Source organism: Frateuria sp. GZRe14 (assembly GCF_051900395.1).
In the GTDB taxonomy this organism is placed as follows: Bacteria; Pseudomonadota; Gammaproteobacteria; order Xanthomonadales; family Rhodanobacteraceae; genus Frateuria_A; species Frateuria_A edaphi.
Genome location: NZ_JBHZGJ010000001.1, coordinates 296,788 through 321,362, shown reverse-complemented (window position 1 = coordinate 321,362; position 24,575 = coordinate 296,788). Strand labels below are relative to the sequence as shown.

21 protein-coding genes are annotated in these 24,575 nt (G+C 68.5%); 9 read left to right on the top strand and 12 right to left on the bottom strand.

Annotated features, from left to right (window positions below):
- Nucleotides 1–187: 187 nt before the first annotated feature.
- Entirely contained in the window at nt 188–1,387 is a 1,200-nt protein-coding gene (locus ACFWZ1_RS01475) for an aromatic amino acid transaminase (protein ID WP_439665189.1), read from the bottom strand.
- 42 nt (nt 1,388–1,429) lie between these two features.
- On the bottom strand, nt 1,430–2,332 hold the full coding sequence (gene ttcA / locus ACFWZ1_RS01470) for a tRNA 2-thiocytidine(32) synthetase TtcA (RefSeq protein ID WP_439665188.1): 903 nt from the start codon (nt 2,330–2,332) through the stop codon (nt 1,430–1,432).
- A gap of 76 nt (nt 2,333–2,408) precedes the next feature.
- On the opposite strand from ttcA, the gene ACFWZ1_RS01465 reads away from it, so the two are divergent.
- Complete coding sequence (locus tag ACFWZ1_RS01465) at nt 2,409–2,615, top strand: YdcH family protein (RefSeq protein ID WP_231322986.1); 207 nt, start codon at nt 2,409–2,411, stop codon at nt 2,613–2,615.
- A complete protein-coding gene (locus tag ACFWZ1_RS01460) occupies nt 2,615–3,211 on the top strand; it encodes a GNAT family N-acetyltransferase (RefSeq protein WP_439665187.1) in 597 nt (198 codons plus the stop codon). Before ACFWZ1_RS01465 ends, ACFWZ1_RS01460 begins: the two co-directional genes overlap by 1 nt.
- A 38-nt stretch (nt 3,212–3,249) precedes the next feature.
- On the opposite strand, the gene ACFWZ1_RS01455 is transcribed toward ACFWZ1_RS01460, so the two are convergent.
- Genes ACFWZ1_RS01455 through ACFWZ1_RS01440 form a run of 4 tightly spaced genes read right to left on the bottom strand, consistent with a single transcriptional unit; the run spans nt 3,250 to nt 7,060 of the window.
- Complete coding sequence (locus tag ACFWZ1_RS01455) at nt 3,250–4,251, bottom strand: biotin/lipoyl-binding protein (RefSeq protein ID WP_231322982.1); 1,002 nt, start codon at nt 4,249–4,251, stop codon at nt 3,250–3,252.
- A gap of 10 nt (nt 4,252–4,261) precedes the next feature.
- Nucleotides 4,262–4,462 (bottom strand): DUF1656 domain-containing protein, encoded by a 201-nt coding sequence (locus ACFWZ1_RS01450; protein ID WP_231322980.1) that lies wholly within the window; start codon nt 4,460–4,462, stop codon nt 4,262–4,264.
- A complete protein-coding gene (locus tag ACFWZ1_RS01445) occupies nt 4,452–6,548 on the bottom strand; it encodes an FUSC family protein (RefSeq protein WP_439665186.1) in 2,097 nt (698 codons plus the stop codon). The genes ACFWZ1_RS01450 and ACFWZ1_RS01445 overlap by 11 nt, the downstream gene beginning before the upstream one ends.
- A gap of 14 nt (nt 6,549–6,562) precedes the next feature.
- Nucleotides 6,563–7,060, bottom strand: a complete 498-nt coding sequence (locus ACFWZ1_RS01440; RefSeq protein ID WP_439665185.1) for a MarR family winged helix-turn-helix transcriptional regulator — start codon at nt 7,058–7,060, stop codon at nt 6,563–6,565.
- Nucleotides 7,061–8,002: 942 nt separating this feature from the next.
- Here ACFWZ1_RS01440 and ubiE point away from each other — a divergent pair.
- The 4 genes from ubiE (at nt 8,003) to ACFWZ1_RS01420 (ending at nt 10,351) form a co-directional block, all read left to right on the top strand.
- On the top strand, nt 8,003–8,755 hold the full coding sequence (ubiE, locus tag ACFWZ1_RS01435; protein ID WP_231322974.1) for a bifunctional demethylmenaquinone methyltransferase/2-methoxy-6-polyprenyl-1,4-benzoquinol methylase UbiE: 753 nt from the start codon (nt 8,003–8,005) through the stop codon (nt 8,753–8,755).
- A gap of 3 nt (nt 8,756–8,758) precedes the next feature.
- Entirely contained in the window at nt 8,759–9,394 is a 636-nt protein-coding gene (locus ACFWZ1_RS01430) for a TMEM175 family protein (RefSeq protein ID WP_231322973.1), read from the top strand.
- A gap of 73 nt (nt 9,395–9,467) precedes the next feature.
- A complete protein-coding gene (locus ACFWZ1_RS01425; RefSeq protein ID WP_231322971.1) occupies nt 9,468–9,734 on the top strand; it encodes a DUF2249 domain-containing protein in 267 nt (88 codons plus the stop codon).
- 2 nt (nt 9,735–9,736) lie between these two features.
- Entirely contained in the window at nt 9,737–10,351 is a 615-nt protein-coding gene (locus tag ACFWZ1_RS01420) for an FmdE family protein (protein WP_439665184.1), read from the top strand.
- Between the two features lie 3 nt (nt 10,352–10,354).
- Here ACFWZ1_RS01420 and ACFWZ1_RS01415 read toward each other — a convergent pair whose 3' ends face one another.
- Nucleotides 10,355–11,038: a glutathione S-transferase family protein gene (locus tag ACFWZ1_RS01415; RefSeq protein WP_439665183.1), complete on the bottom strand. Its 684-nt coding sequence runs from the start codon at nt 11,036–11,038 to the stop codon at nt 10,355–10,357.
- A gap of 72 nt (nt 11,039–11,110) precedes the next feature.
- On the bottom strand, nt 11,111–12,025 hold the full coding sequence (locus ACFWZ1_RS01410; protein ID WP_439665182.1) for a DMT family transporter: 915 nt from the start codon (nt 12,023–12,025) through the stop codon (nt 11,111–11,113).
- Between the two features lie 114 nt (nt 12,026–12,139).
- Here ACFWZ1_RS01410 and ACFWZ1_RS01405 point away from each other — a divergent pair, with 114 nt between their 5' ends.
- Together ACFWZ1_RS01405 and acpA are read left to right on the top strand one after the other, a co-directional pair.
- Nucleotides 12,140–12,637: an Lrp/AsnC family transcriptional regulator gene (locus ACFWZ1_RS01405; protein ID WP_439665181.1), complete on the top strand. Its 498-nt coding sequence runs from the start codon at nt 12,140–12,142 to the stop codon at nt 12,635–12,637.
- Nucleotides 12,638–12,704: 67 nt separating this feature from the next.
- Nucleotides 12,705–14,393 (top strand): acid phosphatase, encoded by a 1,689-nt coding sequence (gene acpA / locus ACFWZ1_RS01400; RefSeq protein ID WP_439665180.1) that lies wholly within the window; start codon nt 12,705–12,707, stop codon nt 14,391–14,393.
- A gap of 267 nt (nt 14,394–14,660) precedes the next feature.
- Here the strand turns inward: acpA and ACFWZ1_RS01395 are convergent, their stop codons facing one another.
- The 3 genes from ACFWZ1_RS01395 to ACFWZ1_RS01385 all read right to left on the bottom strand — a co-directional run bounded on the left by ACFWZ1_RS01395 (nt 14,661) and on the right by ACFWZ1_RS01385 (nt 22,956).
- Entirely contained in the window at nt 14,661–17,774 is a 3,114-nt protein-coding gene (locus tag ACFWZ1_RS01395) for an efflux RND transporter permease subunit (protein WP_439665179.1), read from the bottom strand.
- Between the two features lie 532 nt (nt 17,775–18,306).
- The gene (locus ACFWZ1_RS01390; RefSeq protein ID WP_231322957.1) at nt 18,307–21,549 is read right to left on the bottom strand and encodes an efflux RND transporter permease subunit; all 3,243 of its coding nucleotides are present in this window, start codon (nt 21,547–21,549) and stop codon (nt 18,307–18,309) included.
- Nucleotides 21,550–21,732: 183 nt separating this feature from the next.
- Nucleotides 21,733–22,956, bottom strand: coding sequence for an efflux RND transporter periplasmic adaptor subunit (locus ACFWZ1_RS01385; protein WP_439665178.1), 1,224 nt, complete (start codon nt 22,954–22,956; stop codon nt 21,733–21,735).
- Between the two features lie 313 nt (nt 22,957–23,269).
- Here ACFWZ1_RS01385 and ACFWZ1_RS01380 point away from each other — a divergent pair, with 313 nt between their 5' ends.
- The gene (locus ACFWZ1_RS01380) at nt 23,270–23,791 is read left to right on the top strand and encodes a c-type cytochrome (RefSeq protein WP_231322953.1); all 522 of its coding nucleotides are present in this window, start codon (nt 23,270–23,272) and stop codon (nt 23,789–23,791) included.
- 108 nt (nt 23,792–23,899) lie between these two features.
- Here the strand turns inward: ACFWZ1_RS01380 and ACFWZ1_RS01375 are convergent, their stop codons facing one another.
- Nucleotides 23,900–24,523 carry an ACP phosphodiesterase gene (locus ACFWZ1_RS01375; protein ID WP_439665177.1) on the bottom strand — a complete coding sequence of 208 codons (624 nt, stop codon included), beginning with the start codon at nt 24,521–24,523 and terminating at the stop codon, nt 23,900–23,902.
- Between the last annotated feature and the right edge of the window lie 52 nt (nt 24,524–24,575).

Below are 24,575 nucleotides of genomic sequence, written 5' to 3'. Positions count from 1 at the left end.
ACTTGGGCGTTGCGGCCTGCGCCGGGGTGAACGGTTCGAGGTTGTTTTCGGCTTGGGCTGCGGCCCTTCGGGCCTACGCTCAGGGCGACGATGGAGGATATCGCCCAGGGCGAACGGTTGAGGTTATCCGATACCGTTCGCCCTGGGCGTGGCGCGGCGAAGTCGCAGGGCCTGGCGAGGTCCGGGACTAGCGGCTCACCGCCGCCACCGCCTCGGCCACGTAGTCGAGGTTGCCGCGATTGAGCGCCGCCACGCAGATGCGCCCGGTGCCCAGCGCATAGATGCCGTACTCGTCACGCAGGCGGTCGACCTGCGCGCGGGACAGGCCCGAGTAGGAGAACATGCCGGCCTGCTGCTGGATGAAGGCGAACTGCGGTGCACCGTGGGCGGCCAGCTTCTCGACCATGCCAGCGCGCATCGCGTGGATGCGCTCGCGCATGCCGGCCAGCTCCGCCTCCCACATCGCGCGTAATTCGGGGCTGCCGAGCACGCCGGCGACCAGCGCGCCGCCATGGGTGGCGGGGCTGGAGTAGTTGGCGCGGATCGTCTGCTTGATCTTGGCGCGCAGGCGCGCGGCCTCGTCGCGGTCGGCGCCGACCATCGACAGCGCGCCCACGCGCTCGCCGTACAGCGAGAACGACTTGGAGTAGGAACTCGCCACCACGAACGCGTCGATGCCGGAGGCGCCGAACAGCCGGATGGCCGTGGCGTCGGCGTCGATGCCCTCATCGAAGCCCTGGTAGGCGATGTCGATGAACGGCAGCAGGTCGCGCGCCTTGACCAGATCGACCACCTGCTGCCACTGCTGCGCGTCGAGGTCCACGCCGGTGGGGTTGTGGCAGCAGGCGTGCAGCAGCACCACGGTGCCGGGCTCGAGCTTGCCGAGGTCTTCCAGCATGCCGGCGAAATCCAGGCCGTGCGTGGCGGCGTCGTAGTAGCGATAGTCCACGATCTCGAAACCGGCGTTGCCGAACACCACGCGATGGTTTTCCCAGCTGGGGCTGCTGATCGCGATGCGCGCGTGCGGCAACACCTTCTTGAGCAGGTCCGCGCCCACCCGCAGCGCACCGCTGCCGCCGATGGTCTGCGCGGTGGCCACGCGGCCGGCTTCCAGCAGCGGGGAGTCGTCGCCGAACAGCAGCTCCTGGGTCAGCAGGTCGTAGGCCGCCAGGCCGTCGATCGGCAGATAGCCACGTGGCTTGGCTTGGGCCGCGAGCGCCTGCTCCACCTCGCGCACCGCGCGCAGCAACGGGATGTGGCCCTGCTCGTCCACGTAGATGCCCACGCCCAGATTGACTTTCTGCGGCCGCTTGTCGGCCAGGTAGGCTTCGGTAAGGCCGAGGATCGGATCGCCCGGGGCCATTTCAACATTAGCGAAGTGGGACACTGGAAAGACTCGCGTGGAAAAGTGGAAAGGAAGTATGGACGTCTAGACGTCGGCATCGGCGAACGCCGCATCGACCGGCTCGCCCGCCAGCCAGCCATGGGCATCGGCGCGTGCGACACCTTCGCGCGCGCCCAGCGCGGCGAAGTCGAACAGATGGCGGTCTGCCAGCTGCGAGGGCACGACGTTGCCCAGCGCGCGGAAGATGGTCTCGCAGCGACCGGGATGCGTCGCATCCCATTCCTGGAGCATCCGGCCGATCGCCTTGCGCTGCAGGTTTTCCTGCGAGCCGCAAAGGTTGCACGGGATGATCGGGAAGGCACGCTCGCGCGCGTATTGGTCGATGTCGCTCTCGCGACAGTAGGCCAGCGGCCGGATCACCACGTGGCGTCCGTCGTCCGAACGCAGCTTCGGCGGCATCGCCTTGAGGCTGGCACCGTGGAACAGGTTCAGGAAGAAGGTGGCCAGGATGTCATCGCGGTGGTGGCCCAGCGCGATGCGCGTGATGCCGTTCTCCGCCGCCCACTTGTACAGCGCCCCGCGACGCAGCCGCGAGCACAGGCTGCACATCGTCTTGCCCTCGGGGATCACGCGGGTGACGGTGCTGTAGGTGTCCTGCTCGATGACGTGGAACGGCACGCCGCGCGCGGCCAGGTAGTCCGGCAACACGTGCGCGGGGAAGCCGGGCTGCTTCTGGTCGAGGTTCACCGCGACCACCTCGAAGCGCACCGGCGCCTTGGCCTTGAGCGAAAGCAGCATGTCCAGCAGCGTGTAGGAATCCTTGCCGCCGGACAGGCACGCCATGATGCGGTCGCCGTCCTCGATCATCTGGAAGTCGGCGACGGCCTGGCCGACCTGACGGCGCAACCGCTTCGCCAGCCGCGCGGCCTCGTGGGCCCGCTTGCGTTCGTCGCGGGGGTCGGAAAAAACGGTGGGCATGGGCGTCATTGTACCGAAGCCCGCCCGCGCCATCCGGCGGGCGTTACACTGTTTGCCCGTTCATTCCCGTGCCGTCGCGTCCGCCATGCAGGTCCCCGATCCCATCCAGATCGCCCGCCGCCTGGCCGAGTTGCGCCAGGAACACCGTGACCTCGACGCGGCGATCAGCCACATGGCCACCCATCCCGCGCGCGACGAGCTGCAACTGACGCGGCTGAAGAAGCGCAAGCTGCTGCTCAAGGACGCCATCGCGCGGCTGGAGAGCAAGATGATTCCCGACCTGGACGCCTGATGCCGACGCCCACCGTGCTGGAAGACGCGCATGTCGTCCTCGAACCGCTCCATGCCGGACACGTTCCCTCGCTGGAAGCTGCCGCGGCCGACGGTGAACTGTGGCGGCTGTGGTTCACCTCGGTGCCGGCGCCAGGCGGCATGACGGCGTACGTGGAGAAGGCGCTGGCCGGGCAGCGCGAGGGCCGCATGCTGCCGTTCGCGATCCGCGAGCGCGCCACCGGCGAGCTGGTAGGCAGCACGCGCTTCTACGACCTCGTGGACGACCCGCCGCGCGCGGCGATCGGCTACACCTGGTACGCGAAGCGCTGGCAGAAGAGCCACCTCAACACCGCCTGCAAGCGATTGCTGCTGGAGCACGCGTTCGAGCGCATGGGCCGCGTGGCGGTGGAGTTCCACACCGACGGGCGCAACCTCGATTCGCAGCGTGCGATCGAGCGGCTCGGCGCGCAGCGCGAGGGCGTGTTGCGCGCGCACAAGCGTCGGCCGGACGGAAGCCTGCGGGATACGGTGTGTTATTCGATCCTCGAGCGCGAGTGGGCGGACGTGAAGCGTTGGCTGGAGTTGCGGCTGGCGCGGCTGGCCACTTCGCGGTAGCGGTTCCGCTTCGCGGGGCATCGTTCGCAAGCCTTGGCCTAGCGCGCCCCGCGCGGATGCACCTCGATCGTCGCGGTCATCCCCGCCGCGAGCACCATTCCCGGCGGCAGCCGCGCGGTGTCGATCGCGATGCGCACCGGCACGCGCTGCGCCAGCCGCACCCAGTTGAAGGTCGGATTGACGTCCGCCAGCAGGTCGCCGCCGGCCGGGTTGTCGCGATCGGTGATGCCATGCGCGATACCGGTGATGGTGCCCTTCAGTTGCACGCCGCCGGCCATCAGCCGCACGTCGACCGGGTCGCCCACGCGCAATTGCGGCAGCTTGGTTTCCTCGAAGTAGCCGTACAGGTAGTAGCTGTGCGCATCGATCAGCGCCAGCCGCGGCGTGCCGGTGGCGGCGTAGTCGCCCACGCGTACGGCGAGGTTGGTGACGTAGCCGTCGACCGGTGCGCGCACTTCGGTGCGCTGCAGGTCCAGCTGCGCACGGTCGAGCGCCACCTGCGCCTGCTCGACCGCCGCCGCGGCCTGTTCGCGCGCCGCGCCGGCCTGGCTGCCGCCGGCCTGGGCCTGCTGCCAGCTGGCGCGGGCGGCGCTGGCGGTGGCGGCGGCATCGCTGCGCGCCTCGCGCGAGATCACATCGCCCATCTGCTCGCGCCGCTGCGCCTGCGCCGCGTACATGCGGTACTGCTCCTGCCGCGCCTGGGCACTCGCTTTCGCCGCGGAAATGTTGGCGCCGGCCGCGCGCGCGCCGGCCTCGGCGGCGGAGAGGTTCGCCTGCGCCTGCGCCACCGCGTTGCGGAAGCGCGCCTGGTCGATCACGAACAGCAGGTCTCCCTTGTGCACGGACTGGTTGTCGACCACCGCCACGCGATCGACCAGCCCGGACACGTCCGGCGCCACGCGCACCACCTCGGCGCGCACGCGACCATCGCGCGTCCACGGCGCGTACAGGTAGTGCTTCCACAGCGCGTGGCCGAGCAGTACGGCGAGCACCACCACGGCAGCGGTGACCAGGAATCGGAGCAACGAAGCAGCTTTCATAACGATAGGTTCAACGAATCAGCAAAAGTCCGGCGGCGCCGAACAGGCAGACAAAAAGGGCGAAACGGAACAGCGAGGGATGCCATAGATGCCGGTACAGGCCCGCGCGACCGATGGCGAGGTCGAGCACCACCATCGCCACCAGGCTCAGCAGGAACACCGGCAGCAGGCTGGGCATCAGCACGCCGAACAACTCGATCTCAGGGGGCATCGGCGAGCTCCGGCGCAGGCATGTAGGCGGCCAGGGGGGATTCCTCGTCGCGCAGCGCGCTGCGCAACTGATAGAGATGCCGGCGCACGGCGGCGCCGCGTGGCGCGGCGTAGATGGCATCGAGCACGACTGCATCGGCTGCCCGCCAACGCGCCGCATCGGGCGTGCGATAGAACGCCGCCACGGCATCGAGCGCCGCCAGCGCGGTGTCGCGTGCAGCAGCGGGCAGCTCGGTGCCGCTCAGGTCCTGGCGCAACTCGATCACCGCGCGACCGCTTTCCTGCACCGCCAGCGACCAGGCCAGCAGATGGCGCGATTCGTCGCTGTCCGGCCGCGTGTGCGCGACCACCTGCTGCAGCAGGTCGCGGCTGACGCTTTCGAAGCGCCAGGCGAGCCCCGGCAGCGGCGCGCTGGCCGCCAGCGTGACCTGCCCGCGCAACAGGCGCAGCTGGCGGCGGCGCTGCCACTGCGTGCCGGTGACGCCGGGCATCACCATGAAGGCCACGCCCGAGAGGCCCAGCCCCGCGACCTGCGCGATGGCGTCGTTGAGGAAGTGCGAGGGGTCGTACACCATCGGGTTCTTGAGCGCGAGGATGTAGACGAAGCCCAGCGTGTAACCGGCGCCGACGCCCGGCAGCGTGTCGCGCGTGGTGAGGTACGGCCCGATCAGCAGCAGTCCGGCGGTCGCACAGATCAGCATGGCGAAGCCGTCGCTGCCCGGCAGCAGCACGAACACGGCCACGAAGCCCGCGGCCATGCCGCCGGCGTAGCCATACAGCGTGCGCGTCGCCGCGGCGATGGGATTCGGCGAGGCAGCCAGCAGGCCCGCGAAGATCGTCGCCAGCAGCATCGCGCTGCCGCCGAAGGCCCAGCCACTGGCGAGCCAGAAGGCGGCGAGCACCAGCATGGTGAGGAAGGTGCGCAGCGTTGCCACCGCGGCGCCAGCCAGATCGTTGCCGCGGCGGAAATGCACCCGCTCCACGCTGCCGCGCAGGTTGCCGGCACGCAGCGAGGCTTCCACCGCGGTGAAGTCGGCCAGCTCGTCGGCGAAGCGCTGCACCAGCGCCGCACCGGTATCGAATTCCAGCTGCGCGGAGGGCTCCTCGAAGCGCTCGCGCAACGCGGCGACGTGCGCGGGGAGGATGTCGACACAGGCGCGCAGGCGTCGGTTCAGCACCGCCGGCTCATGCCGAGCCGGCGACGGCGGCGACAGCGCTTCGCCGATCGGCCGGTAGGCATTGACCAGCGCCTCGGCGGCCGCATCGCGACCGCGCCGCTGCAGGCGGTTGATCAGGTGATGCAGCGACTGGAAGCTGGTCGCCGCGGCCATGTAGCGCTGGTTGAGCAGGCGCATGCGGGCGCTGCGCGAGCGCACTTCCGGGTCTTCGAAGATCACCGAGGCGCGCAGGTCTTCCAGGTGCACCGCGGCGCGCACGAACTCCAGGTGCGCCTGCTCCATCCGCGCACGCGGCAACACGCCGCCGGTGCTCTCGCGCACGAAGTCGATGAAGCGCGCGAACTGGGTGCGAGCGTTCTGCCGCAGCACCACGCGCAACCGCTGCGGCAGCACCAGGTCGCTGAACACGGCCGCGACCACGATGCCCAGCAGCACCTCGCTCACGCGCATCACCGCCGAATCGAAGCTGTTGAGCGGGTTGCCCACCGCCGGAAGCGTCACGATGGCGGCGGTATAGCCGGCCAGCACGAAACCGTAGGCCATGAAGTTGCGATACAGCGTGGCGCCGCCGGCGCACAGCGCGAGCCATGCCGAGAGGACGAGGAAGAACAGCTCGCGCTGCTGCGGGAACCAGGCGATCAGCGCCAGCCCGAACAGGCTGCCGGCCAGCGTGCCCAGCGCGCGGTAGAAGCTCTTGGCCAGCACCATGCCGCTGTGCGGGTGCATCACCACCGCCACCGTGATCATCGTGGTCGAGGGCTGTTCGAGCTTGAGCCACATCGCCAGCCAGGCGGCCGCGTACATCGCCAGCAACGACTTGGCCACGAACAGCCAGGCGCGCGATTCCTCGGCGAGGAACGCGCGCAGCCAGGGCCAGCGCGGCAGCTTGGCAATTGTGGTGGCGGACATGGTTTGCGAAGACTTCAGGCGCGGCGGTCGAACCCGTCGAAGAATTTCTTGAGCAGCCGTTCCAGCTCGGCCTGGTCGCGCGCGGTCAGTCCATCGGTCTGCTCGTCCAGCAGGTTGCAGATCGAGGGCAGGAGTCGTTCGATCAGGGCAAGCCCGGCGGGCGTGAGGCTGAGGACCAGCTTGCGGCGATCGTCCTCGCTGGCGGCACGCCCGATCAGGCCCTTCTCGCACAGCTCATTGGTAAGGCGCGTGATGTTGGCCGCCTTCTCACCCGAGCTCAGCGCCAGTTCGGACGCGCTCAGCCCGGCGCCTTCGGTGCCGTAGAGCATCATCAGCAGGTTGTACTGCGGATGGTTGAGGCCGAAGGGTTTGAGCGCCGTGTTGGCGTCGTCGTGGATGCGCTTGTGCAGGTGCTTGATGAGGCGCACGAGCACGGCTGGCTCCCGCGGGAACGCGGGATGGCGCCGGCGGGTGACGGCAAGGCGCTGTTCGGTGGGGAGGAAGCTGCTCATATGTGTTTCGCTGCCTCGGCTATATTACATTTATGTACTAAATGACGCAACGGTTTCGTGGAGGCCAGGGATTTCGGTCTGATGGCGCTGGGTACGGTCGGCGGCGGGTTGCGGGAGCTCGCACGATGTGCGCCGCATTGGGGTTGCTCTGCTGTCGTTCTTGCGGGGCTTTTTCCGCGACTTGGCTCGCCTGCGGCGGGCTTCCGATCGCCTAAAGGCGCTCGGGTCACTTTTCTTTGCGGGCCCAAAGAAAAGTAACCAAAAGAAGTGGCCTGGGCGCAACTCGATGAGGCTGAAAAGCTAGGTGCCTCCTTGCCTTGCCTGGCGTGTCCCCTGCTCTTAGAGGAGCTGCCGCCGCTTTACCGCGGGCGCCCGGGGAGCCAAGGCAAGGGAGGCGCTCGGCGGTTTGGGGGCACCAGGCTTGGTTGGCTCACGAGCCGGGCACTCGCCGTGGAATGCCAGTAGAGCTCGAATCACAATGCGACCAACGCTATGCCGTCGTGCCTGATCGATCCGTTCCCGGTTCGCGCATCCAACCACCGACCGCTCTTAAGTGTCGAACCGGTGGCAGCTCCACGCCGCCGCAAACCCACCCTTGCCCCAACTTCCGAGCGCCCGCGGTAAAGCGGCGGCAGCTCCTCTAAGAGCAGGAGACCCACCAGGCAAGGCGAGATGGCACCTAGCTCTTTCCCCTCACCGGGGTTAGCAGGCCATTTCTTTGGGTTACTTTTCTTTGGGCCAGCAAAGAAAAGTGACTCGAGCGCCGGCAGGCGATCGAAAGCCCGCCGCAGGCGAGCCCAGTCGCGGAAACACCACGCAAGAACGGCAACCAAGACCGCGTCCCACGAGCCCGATGGGGGCCCCCGGCCCTAACCCCCAACCCGCTCCCCGCACGGGAGAGCACGCCAAGACCACAAGCGAAAGGCTGTAGCATTGCCGCCCATGAGCGAGCAGTCCAAGACCACCCATTTCGGCTTCCGCGACGTACCGGTAACGGAGAAGCAGAAGCTGGTCGGCCAGGTATTCACCTCGGTCGCGCGCAGCTACGATCTGATGAACGACCTGATGTCGTTCGGCGTGCACCGGCTATGGAAGCGCCACTTCGTGGCGATCAGCGGCGTGCGTCGCGGCGACCGCGTGTTGGACCTGGCCGGCGGTACCGGCGACATCGCTGCGCTGCTCAAGCCGGTGGTCGGCGACGAGGGCGAGGTGGTGGTGGGCGACATCAACGCCGCCATGCTCGGCGTGGGTCGCGACCGGATGACCGACCGCGGCCTGGTCGGCGGGCTGCGCTGGGCGCAATTGAACGCCGAATGCCTGCCTTTCCCGGACAACAGTTTCGACGCGGTGACCATGGCCTTCGGCCTGCGCAACGTCACCGACAAAGACAAGGCGCTGGCCGACATCTGCCGCGTGTTGAAGCCGGGCGGCCGCGCGCTGGTGCTGGAGTTCTCGCGCGTGCAGAGCGAGCTGTTCGGCAAGCTCTACGACTTCCATTCGTTCAAGGTACTGCCGAAGCTCGGCCAGCTCTTCGCCGGCGACGCGGACAGCTACCAGTACCTGGCCGAATCGATCCGCAAGCACCCGGACCAGCAGACCCTGAAGGGCATGATGGAAGCGGCCGGTTTCGGCCGCGTGGAAGTGCGCAACCTCACCAACGGCATCGTGGCGATCCACAAGGCCTGGAAGCTCTGAGGCATGAACCACGGCGCGCAACTCGAACGCCTGAAGGCCTTTTCCGACGCCGTGTTCGCCATCGCCATCACCTTGCTGGTGATCGAGGTGCACGTGCCGCGGCTGGATACGCTGGACGATGCCGCCTACCTCGCCGCGCTGGCGCACCTGGTGCCCAGCTTCATGGGCTTCGCGCTGAGCTTCCTCACCATCGGCGCGCTGTGGGTGGCGCACCACCGGCTGTTCGGCGTGCTGGAGGGCTACGAGCCGACGCTGATGTGGCCGAACATGCTGCTCCTGATGGTGATCGCGTTCATGCCCTTCGCCACCGCGCTGATGAGCTCCAATCCGCTCGCGCGCGTGCCGGAAGTGTTCTATTCGGCGACCCTGCTTGCCGCCGGGCTGCTGCAACTGCTGCTGTTCCGGCTGGCGCTCAAGCCCGGGCGGACGCGCGCGGACGTGCCGCCGGAGGAGATCAACGCCTTGCGCTGGCGTGCGCTGACCCTGCCCACCGCCGCGACGATCGCCCTGCTCACCGCCTGGCGCATGCCGGGCAACAACAACTTCTTCCTGCTGTCGATCCCGCTGCTTGCGCGCGCCTTTGCCGCGCTTGGCCGGCGTCGCGCGCTGCGGCTTCCCGCCACGCCGGCGACATCCTGATCGGCTGATCCATGTCATGGGCACGGGATGGGCGCGGCCGTAGGGTGACGCTCCCATCCCGCGAGTGTCCGCCATGCACGCCAATCTCAGTCCCGAACAGAACATCCACATCTTCGACGCCCGCGGCATCGCCCGCCGCTTCCGTCACTCGGCGATCTTCGGCGCGCTGGGCGCGTTGCGCTCGGGCGAGACGATGCGCTTCATCAACGACCACGACCCGCTGCCGCTGCTGGCGCAACTGCGCGAACGCTTCGGCGAGTATCTGACGGTCAGCTACCGCGAGCGCGGTCCGCAGGCAGTCGTGGTGGATTTCGGCATCGTCGGCCTGCCCGGCGAGTGAGCATGGCGTTCCCTGCGTTTTTCGACCTCGCGCCGCGCATCACCGTGCGCGACCCGCTGGCCGCGCTGCTGGGTGCGTCCGATGATGGCCTGCTGGTCTACGGCTATGCCGACGCGGTGCGGCTGGCGGGCCACTCGTGTCCGACCGTGGCCGGCGCCTTCCTCATGGCGCGCGCTGCGCTGCGCGCACTCTACCCCGGCGCCCCCGCCGAGCGCGGCGGCGTGTCGGTGCGCATGGGCGCACCGGAACAGGAGGGCACCACCGGCGTGGTCGCGCAGGTGCTGACGCTGATCACCGGCGCGGCGTCGGCCAACGGTTTCCATGGCATCGGCGGGCGCTTCGTGCGCCAGGGCCTGCTGCGCTATGGGACGGCGGATGAAGCGCCGGGCGTGCGCTTCCAGCGGCGGGACACCGGCCAGGCGGTGCGGGTGGAACTGGATCTCTCCCACGTGCCATCGCCACCCGGCCTGCGCGAGCGCATGGCCGAGGCGCTGGCGCCGTCGGCGACCGCCGAGCAGCAGCGCGCGTTCGGCGCGCTGTGGCAGGACCGCGTGCGGCGCCTCCTGCTGGACCATGCGAATGATCCGGCGGTGGTCCGCGTCGCAGCGCTGGCCTGACGCTCAGGCCGGTGCGCGCAGGTCCTCGCGCAGCGTGCCGACGCGGCACGCGGTTTCCTCGCTGTCCTTGAGGCGCACCGTCTCGGCAAGCGCCGCGGCGTACCAGCGCTGCATCCCCGGCAGTTCGCGCAGGCGCGTGGCGTAGGCGAGCGAGGTCTCGTCCAGCGGCAGTCCGTAGCTCAGGATGCGCCAGGCAACCGGGGCGAAGAACGCATCCACGGCGCTGAAGGCATGGCCCGCCAGGAACGATCCGCCAAAGCGCGCGAGCCCTTCGCCCCACAGCTCCACCAGGCGCGCGAGGTCGCGCCGCAGCGCCGCGTCGATGCCATGCAGTTGCACGCGCACGGCGCAGTTCATCGGGCACGTGATGCGCAGGGCGGTGAAGCCCGAATGCATCTCGGCGCTGGCGCAGCGGGCCCAGGCGCGCGCCTTTGCGTCGGCCGGCCACACGCCCGGGTGGCGCTCGGCCAGGTATTCGACGATCGCCAGCGAATCCCACACCACCGTGTCGCCATCGCGCAGGCACGGCACCTTGCCGTTGGGCGCGAAGGCGCGGAAGGCATCCCAGCTGGACCCGTCGCGCAGGGCGACCATGTGTTCCTCGAACGGGATGCCCTGCTCGACCATCAGCAGCCAGGGCCGCAGCGACCAGGACGAGTAGTTCTTGTTGGCGATGAAGAGTTCCATGGCATTCCTCGCGGTTGCACGGCGGGCTCAAGCCCACCGCTCCGGTGTGTCGATGGTGGGCTGAAGCGCGCCCTACGGTTTGCAGACGGCGGTTTGGCGGACGGTGCGCACTGCGGCGCGCCGGCGCATGTTGGCCAGGATCACGCCACCGACGGTGACCGCGCCACCGACCAGGGTCAGCAGCCCGGGCCGTTCGCCGAGCCAGAACCAGCCGATCAGCACGGCGATCGGCGGCGAGAAGTAGATGAAGCTGGACACCTGCGAGGCCGAGCTGCGGTGGATGGCGATGTTCCAGGCGATGTAGCCGACGAAGGTGGGCGCGAAGCCCAGCCACAGCAGCGCGCCGATGCGCGGCCACGGCGCGGCGGCCAGTGCCTGCGGCAGGTGGGTGGCGAACGGCAACGCGCCCAGGGTGCCGGCGAAGAAGGTGAACGCGGTGACGCCGAACACGCTCGAACGCGCGAACAGCGGCTTCTGCCCGACGAAGTAGATCGCCGAGGCGGCCACGCTGAGCAACACCAGTGCGGCCATCGGCTCGAACTTCACCTGCTTGCCGCTGGCCAGCACCACCATCACCACGCCGACCAGCGCCACGCCCAGGCCCGCCAGCGTGCGCGCCGGCAAACGCTCGCGCAGCCACAGCGCCGAGAGCGCCGCGGTCGCGGCCGGCACCAGCGAGATCAGGATCGCCGCGGTACCGCTGGCAATGCGGGTTTCGGCGTAGTTGAGCGCCATGTGATAGACGGTCAGGCCGATCACGCCCAGCGCCACCAGCTGCGGCCAGTCGCGCCGGGCCGGCAGTGGCGGGCGCTTGACCAGCAGCCACAGCGCGAAACAGAGCGAGCCTATACCCAGGCGCGCGAACGCCACCTCGCCCGGCGTGAAGGCCGACAGCGCGAAGGCGATCGCCGCGTAGGCGGACGACCAGGTGACCAGGGCGACGCCGATCGGGGCCAGCGTCCGCCCGTCCAGACGGGGGGTATCCATGGGGAATTCCGGTGCGGGGAAGTGCGCATCCTAGTGACGGCCGGGGTGCGCAGGAAGGATGCAACCAAGCCAGAATGGCATGCTTCGCCAACGAACGAATTGCAGGTTCCCATCATGGCCTTCGTATCGAAACCGGAACTGGACGCCCGCGACTGGCAGCTGCTCGAAGCGCTGCAGCAGGATGCGCGGCAAGGCTACGCGGAACTGGGCCGGCAGGTCGGCCTGTCCGCACCGGCGGTGGCCGAGCGGGTGAAGCGGCTGGAGGAAGCCGGCATCATCGCCGGCTACCGCGCCGTGGTGGATCCGAAGCGCCTGGGTTACAGCATCGACGCGATGATCCGCCTGCGTTGCGACGGCGGTATCTGCGCACGCATCGGCGTCTTGGTAACCGACGTTCCCGAGGTGCTCGAGTGCCGCCGACTCGCTGGCGAGGACTCGGCGCTGCTGCACGTGGTCGCACTGTCGGTGGCGCACCTTGAGGCGGTGCTTGACCGGCTGCTGAAGATCCACCCCAGCGTGAGCACGACTACGCTGGTGGTGTTGCAGACGCCGCACACGAACCGGCCGCTGACGCGCGCGATGTGGCAGGCGGCGCACGCGGTGGAAGGCTGAGGGGCGGGTGGGGTGAGCCCACCGGATGACGGCATACTGCACCCCTGAACGCACCGAGGAGCCCCCGATGTCCGACCTTCCCCTGCCCCCGGACAGTGACGAACACCCGACCGACCCGCAACGCCGCCGCCTGCTCGGCGGCCTGGCCGCGGCCGGCGCCGGTCTGGCACTGGGCGGCGCCAGCGTCGATGCCGTGGCGAACGCGAGAAGCGCGGCGCTCCCGCCGACGAAGCTGGACGCGCTGCTGCGCCGGCATATCCAGCGCGTGGTGGTGATCTACGCCGAGAACCGCAGCTTCAACAACCTGTTCGCGAACTTTCCCGGCGTGGCCGAGCCGCTCTCGGGGCTCAAGCCCGAGCAGTACCTGCAGCGCGACCGCGACGGTTCGGTGCTCAAGCAGCTCCCCCCGGTATGGCACGGCGTGGCGCCGCACGAGCAGGTGGTCAACCATCGCAAATACGTCGTGCGCCAGGAGGACCTCACCGGCCTGCCCAACGGGCCGTGGGCGCTGCGCACCGGCGGCGGCGAACCGCTGCCGCAGGGCGTGGTCACGCGCGACCTCTGGCACCGCTTCTACGAGAACCAGCGCCAGATCAACGGCGGCAAGAACGACGGCTTCGTGGCCTGGGGTGACTCCGGCGCGCTGGTGATGGGCTACTACGGCGACAACGCGGCCAACCTGCGGCTGTGGCAGCTGGCACGCCAGTACACCTTGTGCGACCACTTCTTCATGGGCGCCTTCGGTGGCTCCTTCCTCAACCACCAGTACCTGATCGCCGCGCAACCGCCCTACTACCCGCACGCGGACAACAGCCCGGCGCGCTTCAACATCGCGCAGACGGTCAGCGGCGAGGCCACCGATATCCACCTCAAGCTCGCCCACGACTCGCCTGCCAGCGCGATGCAGGGCAAGCCCGAAACGCTGACGCCCAATACGCTGACGCCCGACTTCTGGGCGGTCAACACGATGGGGCCACCCTTCGCGCCGGGTTTCTCCAAGGACCCGAACGATCCCACCCGCGCCGATCCCAACAGCGCCAACACGGTGGTGCCACAGCAGCACGCGACCATCGGCGACGTGCTTTCGGAGGCGGGCGTGGACTGGGCCTGGTACGCCGGCGGCTGGAAACTGGCGCTCGAGGGCAAGGGCGACGGCGACCAGGCCGACTTCCCCCAGCGGCCCAACTTCCAGCCGCACCACCAGCCGTTCAACTACTTCACCGCATACGCGCCGGGCACCGCGGCGCGTGACAGGCACCTGCGCGATGCAGGCGTGGGCGAGACCCCCGAGACCAATCACTTCCTCGCCGCCGTCGCCGCCGGCACGCTGCCGCCGGTGACGTTCTACAAGCCGCAGGGCGACCTCAACATGCACGCGGGGTATTCGGACGTGGATGCGGGCGACCGTCACGTCATGACGGTGATCGAGGCGCTGCAGAAATCACCCGCGTGGCCGGGCCTGCTGGTGGTCGTCACGGTCGACGAGAACGGCGGCTGGTGGGACCACGTGGCGCCACCCAAGGGCGACCGCTGGGGGCCAGGTTCGCGTGTCCCGGCGATCATCGTGTCGCCGCATGCGAAGAAGGGGCACGTCGACCACACGGTCTACGACACCGGCTCGATCGCGCGCTTCCTGACCCGCCGCTTCGGTCTGCGCAAGCTGCCCGGACTGACGCTGCGCGAGGAGGCGATGCGTGCCGCCGGCGGGCCTGCACCGGGCGATCTCACGGCCGCGCTGGAATTTGGCGACGCGTAGCCTTGTTCCGTCCTCTTTGGGCGGAGGGCCGGCGGTGTGGACGCTTTATGGGATGTCTTCGCAGGGAGGCTGTCTCGCTTGGCGTTCTTGCGGGGATCATCGGCGACTTGGCTCGCCTGCCGCGGGCTTCCGATCGCCTGCCGCAGGCGAGCCCAGTCGCGGAAGATCCCCCCGCAAGAACGGCAAACAGGGCAACGCCCCAACGGGCTTACCGGCAAGCCCCGGCCCTCACCCCAACCCTCTCCCCGGAGAGAAGAGGGAGCGGGATCAGGAAGCCTCGGCCATCTCGCGGCGGCGATGCCGTGAGCGGAAGGCACGCCAGCGCGCCGCCAGGCACGAGAAGATCACGTACAGCGCCGGCGTGCTGAGCAACGTCAGGCTCTGCGAGATCAGCAGGCCGCCGATCAACGCGATACCCAGCGGGCGCCGCAACTCCGAACCCTCGCCCAACCCGATCGCGATCGGCAACGCCGCCAGGATCGCCACCATCGTGGTCATCATGATCGGGCGGAAACGCACGATGCAGGCCTCGCGCACGGCATCCAGCGGCGCCTTGCCGTGCTCGCGTTCGGCCACCAGCGCGAAGTCGATCATCATGATCGCGTTCTTCTTGACGATGCCGATCAAAAGCACCAGCGCGATCTGCGAAATCACCGAAAGCTCGGTGCCGGTCAGCCACAGCGCGAGCAACGCGCCCACACCCGCCGCCGGCAGCGTCGAGAGAATGGTCACCGGATGGATCAGGCTCTCGTAGAGCATGCCCAGCACGATGTAGACGGTGAGGATCGCCGCCAGGATCAGCCAGCCCATGCCGCTCTGGGTTTCCATGAAGCGGCGGAAGTCGCCGCCCACGTTGAGGCGGATGTCGCCAGGCATGCGCAGGTCCTCGACGGTGCGCTGCACGATGCCCATCGCCTCGCCCATGCTCACGCCCTTGGCGAGATTGAACGAGAGGTCCATCGTGGTGTGCTGGTCCTCGTGCGAGACCGAGGTCGGCGCGAGTCCCGGCTCCATGTGCGCCAGCGCGCCCAGCGGGATCATCCGGCCGCTGTCCGAGCGCACGTAGATGCGGTTGATCGCCGCCGGCGTGGCGGTCTGCGAGGGCAGCGCGTTGAGCACCACCTTGTACTGGTTGATGTCCGAGTAAATGGTCGACACCTGGCGCTGGCCGAACGCGTTGTACAGCGCGCCGTCGATGGTGCCGATGGAGACGCCCAGGCGCGCGGCGGTGTCGCGGTCGATCACCACGTTCTGGCGCAGGCCGGCGTCGTCGATGTCGCTGCCGACGTCCTCGAACTTCGGGTTCTTCTTCAGTGCGTTGATAAGTTTCGGCAACCACTGCTGCAGTTCGGCGAGGTCGTCACCCTGCAGCGAGACCTGGTACTGCGCGCCCTGGTTGCCGCCGCCCCCGCCGCCGCTGGGCAGATCCTGGATCGGGCGCAGGCGCAGGTCGAGGTCGGGAAAGCGGTCGGCCTTGGCCGAGAGGCGCGCGAGCACGGCGAAGGTGTCGTCGGTGCGGCCTTCACCACGGGTCTTCAGCTCGATGTTGAACGAGCCGCTGGTGCCCTGCCAGTTGATGCCCAGGCGCGAGCCGACCGCCTTGACGTCCGGGTCGGCCAGCAGCATCGCGGTGAGCCGGTCCTGGCGCGCGATCGCATCCTTGAAGGACACCGTCGCGCTGGCACTGGCGCGGCCCCAGATCAGCCCTGTGTCCTGTTTGGGGAACAGCCCGCTCTTGACTGCGCCGAACAGGAAGAACGTGGCCACGATCAGCACCAGCGGCGTCAGCGACAGCGCCAGCGCGTGACGCAGGGCGAAGTCCAGCGAACGGGTGTAGGCGCGCAGCATGCCGGCGTGGAAGCGATCCAGCGCGTGGCCCAGCCGCGAGGGTTTCGCGTTGGCGTGGCCGCGCAGGAACAGCGCGCACAGCGAGGGCGTCAGGGTGAGCGAGATCAGCGCGGACATGGCGATCGCCGCGACCAGCGTCATCGTGAACTCGTGCATGAACATGCCGGTGATGCCCGGCGCGAACAACAGCGGAATGAACACCGCGATCAGCGAGGCGGTGATCGAGACCACGGTGAAGCCGATCTCGCGCGCGCCGGTCAGCGCGGCCTGCAATCGCGGCATGCCCTGGTCGATATGCCGGATCACGTTCTCGATCACCACGATCGCATCGTCCACCACGAAGCCGATCGCGATCACCAGCGCCAGCAGCGTGAGGTTGTTGAGCGTGTAGCCGAGCGTGTACATCACCACGAAGGCGCCGGCGAGCGAGAGCGGCACGGTCAGCGCGGCGATCAGCGTGGGCGCGAGCCGGCGCAGGAACAGCGCCATGGTCAGCACCACCATCGCCAGCGAGATCAGCAGCGTCGCCTGCACCTCGTGCAGCGAGGCGCGGATGGTCGGGGTGCCGTCGAAGTACGGGGTGAGTACGGTGCCGGGCGAGAGGTATGCGCGCAGCGCGGGCACCTGGTCCTTGACCGCATCGACGGTGGCGATGACGTTGGCGTCGGCCTTCTTGTAGACGTACATCAGCACCGCGGGTTTGCCCTGGAACCAGGCCGCCTGGTAGGCATCCTGCTGGCCGGCGTAGACATGGGCCACGTCCGAAAGGCGGATCGGCACCCCGCCGCGCACGGCGATGATCAGCCCGGCGAAGTCGTCGGCGCTGTGCAGCTGGTCGTTGGCGGTCACCGCCATCGTGGTCGCGCCGTTGGACAGGAAACCCTGCGGCGAGGTGACGTTGGCCGCGGTCAGCGCGTTGCGCAATTGGTCGGGCGTCAGGCCCATGGCGCTGAGCGCGTGCAGGTCGATGTCCACGCGGATCGCCGGCGTCGCGGCGCCGGCGATCTCCACCTGGGATACGCCCGGCAACTGACGCAGGCGTTGGGCCAGCAGGGAGTCGGCCACGTTGAAAAGCGTGGCGGCCGATTCGGTATCGGAGGTAAGCGCGAAGGCGATGACCGGGTCGTCGTTGGGGTTGGCCTTCTCGTAGCTGGGCGGGCTGTTCAGGCCGGGGGGCAGGTCCGGCGCCGCGGCGTTGATCGCCGCTTGCACGTCGCGCGCTGCCGAGTCCAGGTTGGTGCCACCGCGGAACATGAGAAACACCACCGCGCGGCCTTCGGAACTGTGCGAGCGCATCGACTCGATGCCCGGCACCTGGCCCAGATGGCGCTCCAGCGGTGCGGCCACGGTCGAGGCGATGGTGCTGGCATCGGCACCGGCCTCCTGCGCCTGCACGAAGATCACCGGGAACTGCATCTGCGGCAGCGCGGACACGCCCAGCAACGCATAGCAGATCATCCCGGCGAGGATCACGCCCATGGCCAGCAGCGAGGTGCCGATCGGGCGGCGGATGAAGGAGCCGGAGAGGTTCATGCGGCGGGGGATGGGGCAAAGGGGAGGAGGATACGCGGCATCGCCGTGCTAACGCGCAACCGACCAATCGGTTGATCCGCGCGATGGATGCCGGAACCAGCGGAGGCTCCGGCGAACGACCCGCCTGCATCCCCGCTGCCCGCCCCTCACCCCAAGGCTCTCCCCGGAGGGGAGAGGAGCAGAGCGCGGCGACCATACAAGCCCTTGCGCTCTTGCCGCCTCAGATCCCGAGCGCCCGCGGTAAAGCGGCGGCAGCTCCTCTAAGAGCAGGCGACGGACCAAGCAAGGCCAGGAGGCACCTGGCTCTTATCCCTCACCGGGCTTAGCCAGGCCATTTCTTTGGTTACTTTCTTTGGGCCAGCAAAGAAAGTGACCCGAGCGCCGGCAGGCGATCGGAAGCCCGCCGCAGGCGAGCCAAATCACCGACGTGCCGCGAGAACGACAAGCAAGGCAGGGCTCATGCAGGAGCATCCCCGCGAGCCCCGACCCCTCACCCCAACCCTGCCCCGGAAGGGAGAGGGAGCTAAGAGCGTCACACGGCGCGGGCGTCGGCTTCGGCGCGCGCCAGCGCGCGGCGTTCGCGGCGCAGGCGCAGCCAGTCGGAGAAGCGCTCCATGTACAGGTAGATCACCGGCGTGGTGTAGAGCGTGACCAACTGCGACAGCAGCAGGCCGCCTACGATCGACACGCCCAGCGGCCGGCGCAACTCGGCGCCGATACCGTTGCCCAGCGCCAACGGCAACGCGCCGAGCATCGCCGCGGCGGTCGTCATCATGATCGGACGGAAGCGCAGCAGACACGCGCGGCGGATCGCATCGCGCGCGTTCAATCCGTCGCGCTGCGCCTCGATCGCGAAGTCGATCATCATGATCGCGTTCTTCTTGACGATGCCGATCAGGAGCACGATGCCCACGATGCCGTCCACCGACAGGCTCATGCCGCACAGGATCAGCGCAAGCAGCGCGCCCACGCCGGCCGGCGGCAGCGTCGAAATGATCGTCAGCGGGTGGATGTAGCTCTCGTAGAGCACGCCCAGCACGATGTAGATCACCACGATCGCCGCCAGCAGCAGCAGGACCTCGTCGCCGATCGACGCGTTGAACTCGGCCGCCTTGCCGATGAACTGGCCGCGCACCTGCGGCGGGAAGTCCAGCTGCGCCTCGACCTCGTGGATCGCATCGACCGCCTCGGACAGCGAGTAGCCCTGCGCCAGGTTGAAGGAAACCGTCACCGCCGGCAGCTGCTGCTGGTGGCTCACCACCAACGGCGCGCTGGTGACCTCGGCGGTGGCCAGCGAGGCGATCGGGATGGTGCCGCCCCCACCGATCTGGAAGCCGACATTGCCGGTGTTGCCGATGCCCGAGGGGGTCGCCGAATTGGCGGACGTCAGCTGGCCGAAGCTGGTCGCGTTGGAGCCGGTCAACGCGCCCGAACCATTGCCGCGCACGGTCAGCTTGTTGAGCAGGTCGCGGCTCGAACGGAACTCCGGCGCCACCTCTAGCACCACGCGGTACTGGTTGAGCTGAGTGAAGATCGTCGAGATCTGGCGCTGGCCAAAGGCGTCGTACAGCGTGTCGTCGATGGTCTGCACCGGCACGCCCAGGCGGCTGGCCTTCTCGCGGTCGATGGTGAGCTTGAGTGCATTGCCCCGGTTGGCCAGGTTGTTGTCGACGTCGGCCAGCTCGGGCCGCTGGCGCAGCGCCTGGGTCATCTGCTCCGCGCGCTTGGCCAGGTCCGCCGAGTTCACCTCCGAGAGCGAGTACTGGTACTCGGTGGAGGCCACGCGGCTATCCAGCGTCACGTCCTGCACGGGTTTGAGGTACAGCGCCACGCCCGGGATGTTGGCGACCGTCTGCTGCAGTCGCGGCATCACCTCGTCCAGGCCGCCGCGGTCGCCGCGGTCCTTGAGCACGATCGAGAGCTGGCCCTGGTTGAGCGTGGGATTGATGGTGCCTGCGCCGATGAAGGCAGCGACGCCGGACACGGCCGGGTCAGCGCGCAGCGCCTCGGCCACGGCCTTGGTGCGCTGCTCCATCTGCGGGAAGGCCACGTTCTCGTCGGCCTGCACCACGCCGGTGACCAGGCCGGTGTCCTGCTCGGGCAGCAGGCCCTTGGGAATCACCACGTAGAGGATGACCGTCAGCACCACGGTGGCCGCCGCGACCACGATGGTCAGGCGGCGATGGTCGAGCACCCAGTCCAGCGTGCGGCCGTAGAAGTCAACCGTGCGCAGCCACACGCCGCGCTTGCCGGCGGCGGCGTGGCGCTCGTGCGCATCGTCGCCCTCCGGAAGCTGGTCGGGCTTGAGGAGATACGCGCACATCATCGGCGTCAGCGTCAGCGACACCAGCATCGAGATCGCGACCGCGATGGTCAGCACCCAGGCGAACTCGTGGAACAGGCGACCAGTGACGCCGGGCATCAGCAGCAACGGCAGGAACACCGCGATCAGCGAAACGGTCAGCGACAGCACCGTGAAGCCGATTTCCTTGGCGCCGATTTCCGCGGCCTCCTTGCCGCTCTTGCCCTGCTCGATGTAGCGCACGATGTTCTCGATCATCACGATCGCATCGTCGACCACGAAGCCGGTGGCCACGGTCAGCGCCATCAGCGAGAGGTTGTCCAGCGACATGCCGGTGAAGGCCATCACGCCGAAGGTGCCCATCAGCGACAGCGGCACGGCGATCGACGGGATGATCGTGGCCCACAGGCGGCGCAGGAACACGAAGATCACGCCCACCACCAGGCACACGGTGAGGATCAGGGTGAACTCCACGTCGTGCACCGAGGCGCGGATGGTGACCGTGCGGTCGGCGAACACGTCCAGGTGCACATCGGCCGGCAGCACCGCCTGCAGCGAGGGCAGCACGGCACGGATCTGCTCCACCGTCTGCACGATATTCGCGCCCGGCTGCCGGCGGATGTCCAGCAGCACCGCCGGCTTGCCGTTGGCCCAGGCGGCGAGCTGGTCGTTCTCCACGCCGTCGACCACGCGCGCGACGTCCTTCAGCCGGACCGGCGCGCCGTCCTTGTAGCTGATGATGGTCTGCCCGTAGGCGGCCGCATCGCTGAGCTGGTCATTGGTGCCGATCGAATAGCTCTGCGTGGCGCCGTTCAACGTGCCCTTGGGCGCATTGACGTTGGCCGCCTGCAGCGAGGCGCGCACGTCTTCCAGCGTGAGGCCCAGGTTGGACAGCTGCGAAGGATTGACCTGCACGCGCACGGCCGGGCGCACGTTGCCGGCGATCGACACCAGGCCCACGCCCTGCACCTGCGAAAGCTTCTGGGCGATGATCGAATCGGCCAGGTCATTCACCTCGCGCAGCTGGCGGCTGTCGGAAGTGAGCATCAGCGTGAGGATCGGCGCGTCGGCCGGATTCACGCGGTTGTAGACCGGCGGGTAGGGCAGGTTGTTCGGCAGCGTGCCCTTGGCCGAACTGATCGCCGCCTGCACGTCCTGCGCGGCGATATCGATGTCCCGGTCCATGTTGAACTGCAGGATGATCGTGGACAGCCCCGCGGAGGAATCGGAGCTCATCATCGACAGGCCGGAAATCTGGCCGAGCTGGCGTTCCAGCGGCGTGGTCACCAGCGCCGCCATGGTGGTTGCGCTGGCGCCCGGGTATTGCGTAGTCACCACTAGGCTGGGCGCGTCGATTTCCGGCAGCGCGGAAACCGGCAGTTGGCGGTAGCCGAGCACGCCCAGCAGCAGCACCGCGACCATCAGCAGCGAGGTGGCGATCGGCCGGCGGATGAAGAGGGTGGAAAAGCCCATGGGTTGTCCGGTCTGTCTATCAGGTGAAGGCGCGCGTGGATCGCAACCCGACCGCCGTTTGCCCTGAACGTCGCGCGGCGACGTCGAAGGGCTGCCCTTTGGCTTCGGCCTGCGGCCTGCGCTCAGGGCGAACGACCATTTTTGCGGCGCCCCGGACTTTCGGCCCGGGGCTGCCTTCTGTCATCAGTGACCGCGGCGACCGCCGCCGCCCTTCTTCGCTTTCTCAAGCTCTTCCTTGGTCGGCGCCGGCGGCACCTCGCCCGGCTTGAGCGGGTTGACCTTGCTGCCCGGCTTGAGCCGGAACTGGCCTTCGGTGACCACGCGCTGGCCTTCGGTCAGGCCGCTGGCGATCATCACCGCGCTGTCGCCCACTTCCTGCGCCACCTGCACCGGCTGCATCTTGACCGTGTCGTCCTTCTGCAGCAGATAGACATAGTCGCCGTCGGGCCCGCGCTGCACCGCCTGCGCCGGGATCACCAGGCCGCCGCCGACCGTGCGCACCTTCAGTCGCACGTTGACGAACTGGCCGGGCCACAGCTCGTTCTTCTGGTTGGGGAATTCCGACTTGAGCCGGAAGGTGCCGGTGCTGGCGTCGATCTGGTTGTCGATCACCTTGAGCACGCCGCCGTCGGCAATCACGTGCGCGTCGTCGCGGGCAAGCGCCGCGACCGACAGCTCGCCCTCGCCCATCGCCGCCTGGCGGACCATGTCGAGATTCTGCTCGGGCAGGTTGAACATCACGTTGATCGGGTGCAGCTGGGTCAGCGTGACGATCGTGCTGGTGGTGGTCACCACGTTGCCGGGGTCGACGCCACGGATGCCGGCCAGGCCGTCGATCGGCGAAACCACTTTCGTATAGCCCAGCTGCACCTCGGCGTCGCGGATCTGCGCCTGGTCGGAGGCGAGCGTCGCCTCCAGCTGGCGCACGGTGTTGCGCAGCGCGTCCAGATCCTGCTTGGCGATGTAGCCCTTCGGACCCAGTTCCTGGCTGCGCGAATAGTTCGCCTTGGCGGTGGCCAGCTGCGCCTGGTCCTGGTGCAGCCGTGCCGTGGCCTGGTCATAGGTGGCCTGGAAGGTGCGCGGGTCGATCTGCGCCAGCACCTGGCCCTTCTTCACCGGCTGGCCTTCGGCGAATTCGAGGCTGATCAGGCGGCCGCTCACCTGTGGGCTGATCGCCACGGTATTGAGCGCCTGCACCGTTCCCAGCGCGGTCAGGTACACCGGCACGTCCTGGCGCGCCACCGGCACCACGGTGACCGGCACCGGCGGTTGCTTGCCTTCCTCTCCCTGGCCCTGGGCGTTGGCCTGCCCTGGCTGGCCGCCCGGCTTGTGCATCAGGCGCAGGCCGACCACGGCCAGCACCAGCACCACCAAGACGACCAGCGCGATCTTCCAAAAACGCGACATTGGATAAAGCTCCCGGAATGGTTGTCGGCCCTTCACGCTGCGCCGCGCGCAGCCGAAGCCGACCCTGTGAAAAGCATAGGGTTACAGCAACGGCCTTGGACAATGCCAGTTGACAGGGGTGCCCCATGACCGATGACACGTTACCGACGGCAGGGACGGCGGCGCTTTGCCGCAGTCGCGCCGCGCGCAGCATGGCCTGAACCTTGGCGCGCGCTTTGATCTATAATCGGCGACTTGTCTGCCCCGCGCCGGCCGGCCCCGAGGCCTGCGGCACGTCCACTGATTACCTGGAGTTACTTGCGTGAGCGGTTCCATGACCAAATCGGACCAGAGCTTCATCCGCCAGTTCAGCTGGCTGATCGCCGGTCTGCACGTACTGGCGCTGGTGTTGCTGATCATGGCCTACAGCATCTACTCCCACGCGGCGAAGGAAACCAACCCGCACGCGGCGCAGAAGGTCGCCGAGCGCCTGGCGCCCGCCGGCGCGGCGTACGCGGGCGATACCGGCCGCGCCGCCATGCTGGCCGCGCAGGAAGAGGCCGCCAAGGCCGCCGCGTCGCAGGTTGCCTTCGGCGGCAGCACCGACGGCAAGACGGTCTACGAAGGTCTCTGCCACAGCTGCCACACCGCTGGCGTGGCCGGCGCGCCCAAGCTGGGCGACAAGGCCGCCTGGGCACCGCGCATCGCGCAGGGCATCGACACCCTGGTCAAGCACGCGATCGAGGGCTACCACGGCCCGGACGGCAACTTCATGCCGCCCAAGGGCGGCATGCCCTCGCTCACCGACGAACAGGTGGGCAACACGGTCAAGTGGATCGTCAGTCAAGCCAAGTAAGCCCGGCCTGACATAAAAAGCTTCGTTGAAACGCCGCCCACCGGGCGGCGTTTTTTCGTTCGCTACAGGCGTCGGGATGAGGAACCCGCCGATGTGCAGGGTGGGGCTTCAGGCCCCCGGCGCGGTTTCGCCGGGCGTTGCAGGTGGGCTGAAGCCCGGGCTCCACGCATGGGCGAAGCGCTGCAGTTGCGGGAAGAACGCATCGAAGCGCGCCTGCAGCGGCGCATCCATTTCCTGCAACACGGGCAGCATCCGCCCCAACGGGTTGTCGCGCTGCAGGCGCTGCCCGATGCCGGCAAGCGCGCGATCCAGCACCGCCGGCTCGGCATACGCGGCCGGCAGGTCGTTGGCCCGCATATATTGCGCGAAGCGCCGCGCGGTGGCCGGCAACAGCGCGTCCTGCCGGCGCAACAGCTCGCGCAGGTCGGTCGAGAAGGCCGGCAAGGGCGACGGCGACCAGCGCGCGAAGTCACGCGCCAGCAGATGGTCGAACCACATGTCCAGCGCGATGCCGGCATAGCGCCGGTACGGCGGTTCGAACAACGCGCGCGCCGCCAGTACCTCGGGGTGGCGGTCGGTATAACCATCGATCGCCCGGTGCAGCGCAATGCCCTCGCGCACGCCTGTCGGCAACGCGGCATCCGGTGCGCCGCGCACGAAGTCGCCGAGCACTCCGCCCAGGATCCGGCCCTCGTCGGGACCGGCGAGCAGCGCATGGGCCAGGTGGTTCATGCCATCACCCGGCACCACGGCCGGTGCACGGCCGCGACGGTTATCATTGTGC

Bases quoted from the DNA above. Each gene is read 5' to 3' on its own strand.
- ttcA (WP_439665188.1), bottom strand. From the start codon at position 2,332: ATGACGCCCATGCCCACCGTTTTTTCCGACCCCCGCGACGAACGCAAG.
- ACFWZ1_RS01465 (WP_231322986.1), top strand. From the start codon at position 2,409: ATGCAGGTCCCCGATCCCATCCAGATCGCCCGCCGCCTGGCCGAGTTG.
- ACFWZ1_RS01460 (WP_439665187.1), top strand. From the start codon at position 2,615: ATGCCGACGCCCACCGTGCTGGAAGACGCGCATGTCGTCCTCGAACCG.
- ACFWZ1_RS01455 (WP_231322982.1), bottom strand. From the start codon at position 4,251: ATGAAAGCTGCTTCGTTGCTCCGATTCCTGGTCACCGCTGCCGTGGTG.
- ACFWZ1_RS01450 (WP_231322980.1), bottom strand. From the start codon at position 4,462: ATGCCCCCTGAGATCGAGTTGTTCGGCGTGCTGATGCCCAGCCTGCTG.
- ACFWZ1_RS01445 (WP_439665186.1), bottom strand. From the start codon at position 6,548: ATGTCCGCCACCACAATTGCCAAGCTGCCGCGCTGGCCCTGGCTGCGC.
- ACFWZ1_RS01440 (WP_439665185.1), bottom strand. From the start codon at position 7,060: ATGAGCAGCTTCCTCCCCACCGAACAGCGCCTTGCCGTCACCCGCCGG.
- ubiE (WP_231322974.1), top strand. From the start codon at position 8,003: ATGAGCGAGCAGTCCAAGACCACCCATTTCGGCTTCCGCGACGTACCG.
- ACFWZ1_RS01430 (WP_231322973.1), top strand. From the start codon at position 8,759: ATGAACCACGGCGCGCAACTCGAACGCCTGAAGGCCTTTTCCGACGCC.
- ACFWZ1_RS01425 (WP_231322971.1), top strand. From the start codon at position 9,468: ATGCACGCCAATCTCAGTCCCGAACAGAACATCCACATCTTCGACGCC.
- ACFWZ1_RS01420 (WP_439665184.1), top strand. From the start codon at position 9,737: ATGGCGTTCCCTGCGTTTTTCGACCTCGCGCCGCGCATCACCGTGCGC.
- ACFWZ1_RS01415 (WP_439665183.1), bottom strand. From the start codon at position 11,038: ATGGAACTCTTCATCGCCAACAAGAACTACTCGTCCTGGTCGCTGCGG.
- ACFWZ1_RS01410 (WP_439665182.1), bottom strand. From the start codon at position 12,025: ATGGATACCCCCCGTCTGGACGGGCGGACGCTGGCCCCGATCGGCGTC.
- ACFWZ1_RS01405 (WP_439665181.1), top strand. From the start codon at position 12,140: ATGGCCTTCGTATCGAAACCGGAACTGGACGCCCGCGACTGGCAGCTG.
- acpA (WP_439665180.1), top strand. From the start codon at position 12,705: ATGTCCGACCTTCCCCTGCCCCCGGACAGTGACGAACACCCGACCGAC.
- ACFWZ1_RS01395 (WP_439665179.1), bottom strand. From the start codon at position 17,774: ATGAACCTCTCCGGCTCCTTCATCCGCCGCCCGATCGGCACCTCGCTG.
- ACFWZ1_RS01390 (WP_231322957.1), bottom strand. From the start codon at position 21,549: ATGGGCTTTTCCACCCTCTTCATCCGCCGGCCGATCGCCACCTCGCTG.
- ACFWZ1_RS01385 (WP_439665178.1), bottom strand. From the start codon at position 22,956: ATGTCGCGTTTTTGGAAGATCGCGCTGGTCGTCTTGGTGGTGCTGGTG.
- ACFWZ1_RS01380 (WP_231322953.1), top strand. From the start codon at position 23,270: ATGACCAAATCGGACCAGAGCTTCATCCGCCAGTTCAGCTGGCTGATC.
- ACFWZ1_RS01375 (WP_439665177.1), bottom strand. From the start codon at position 24,523: ATGAACCACCTGGCCCATGCGCTGCTCGCCGGTCCCGACGAGGGCCGG.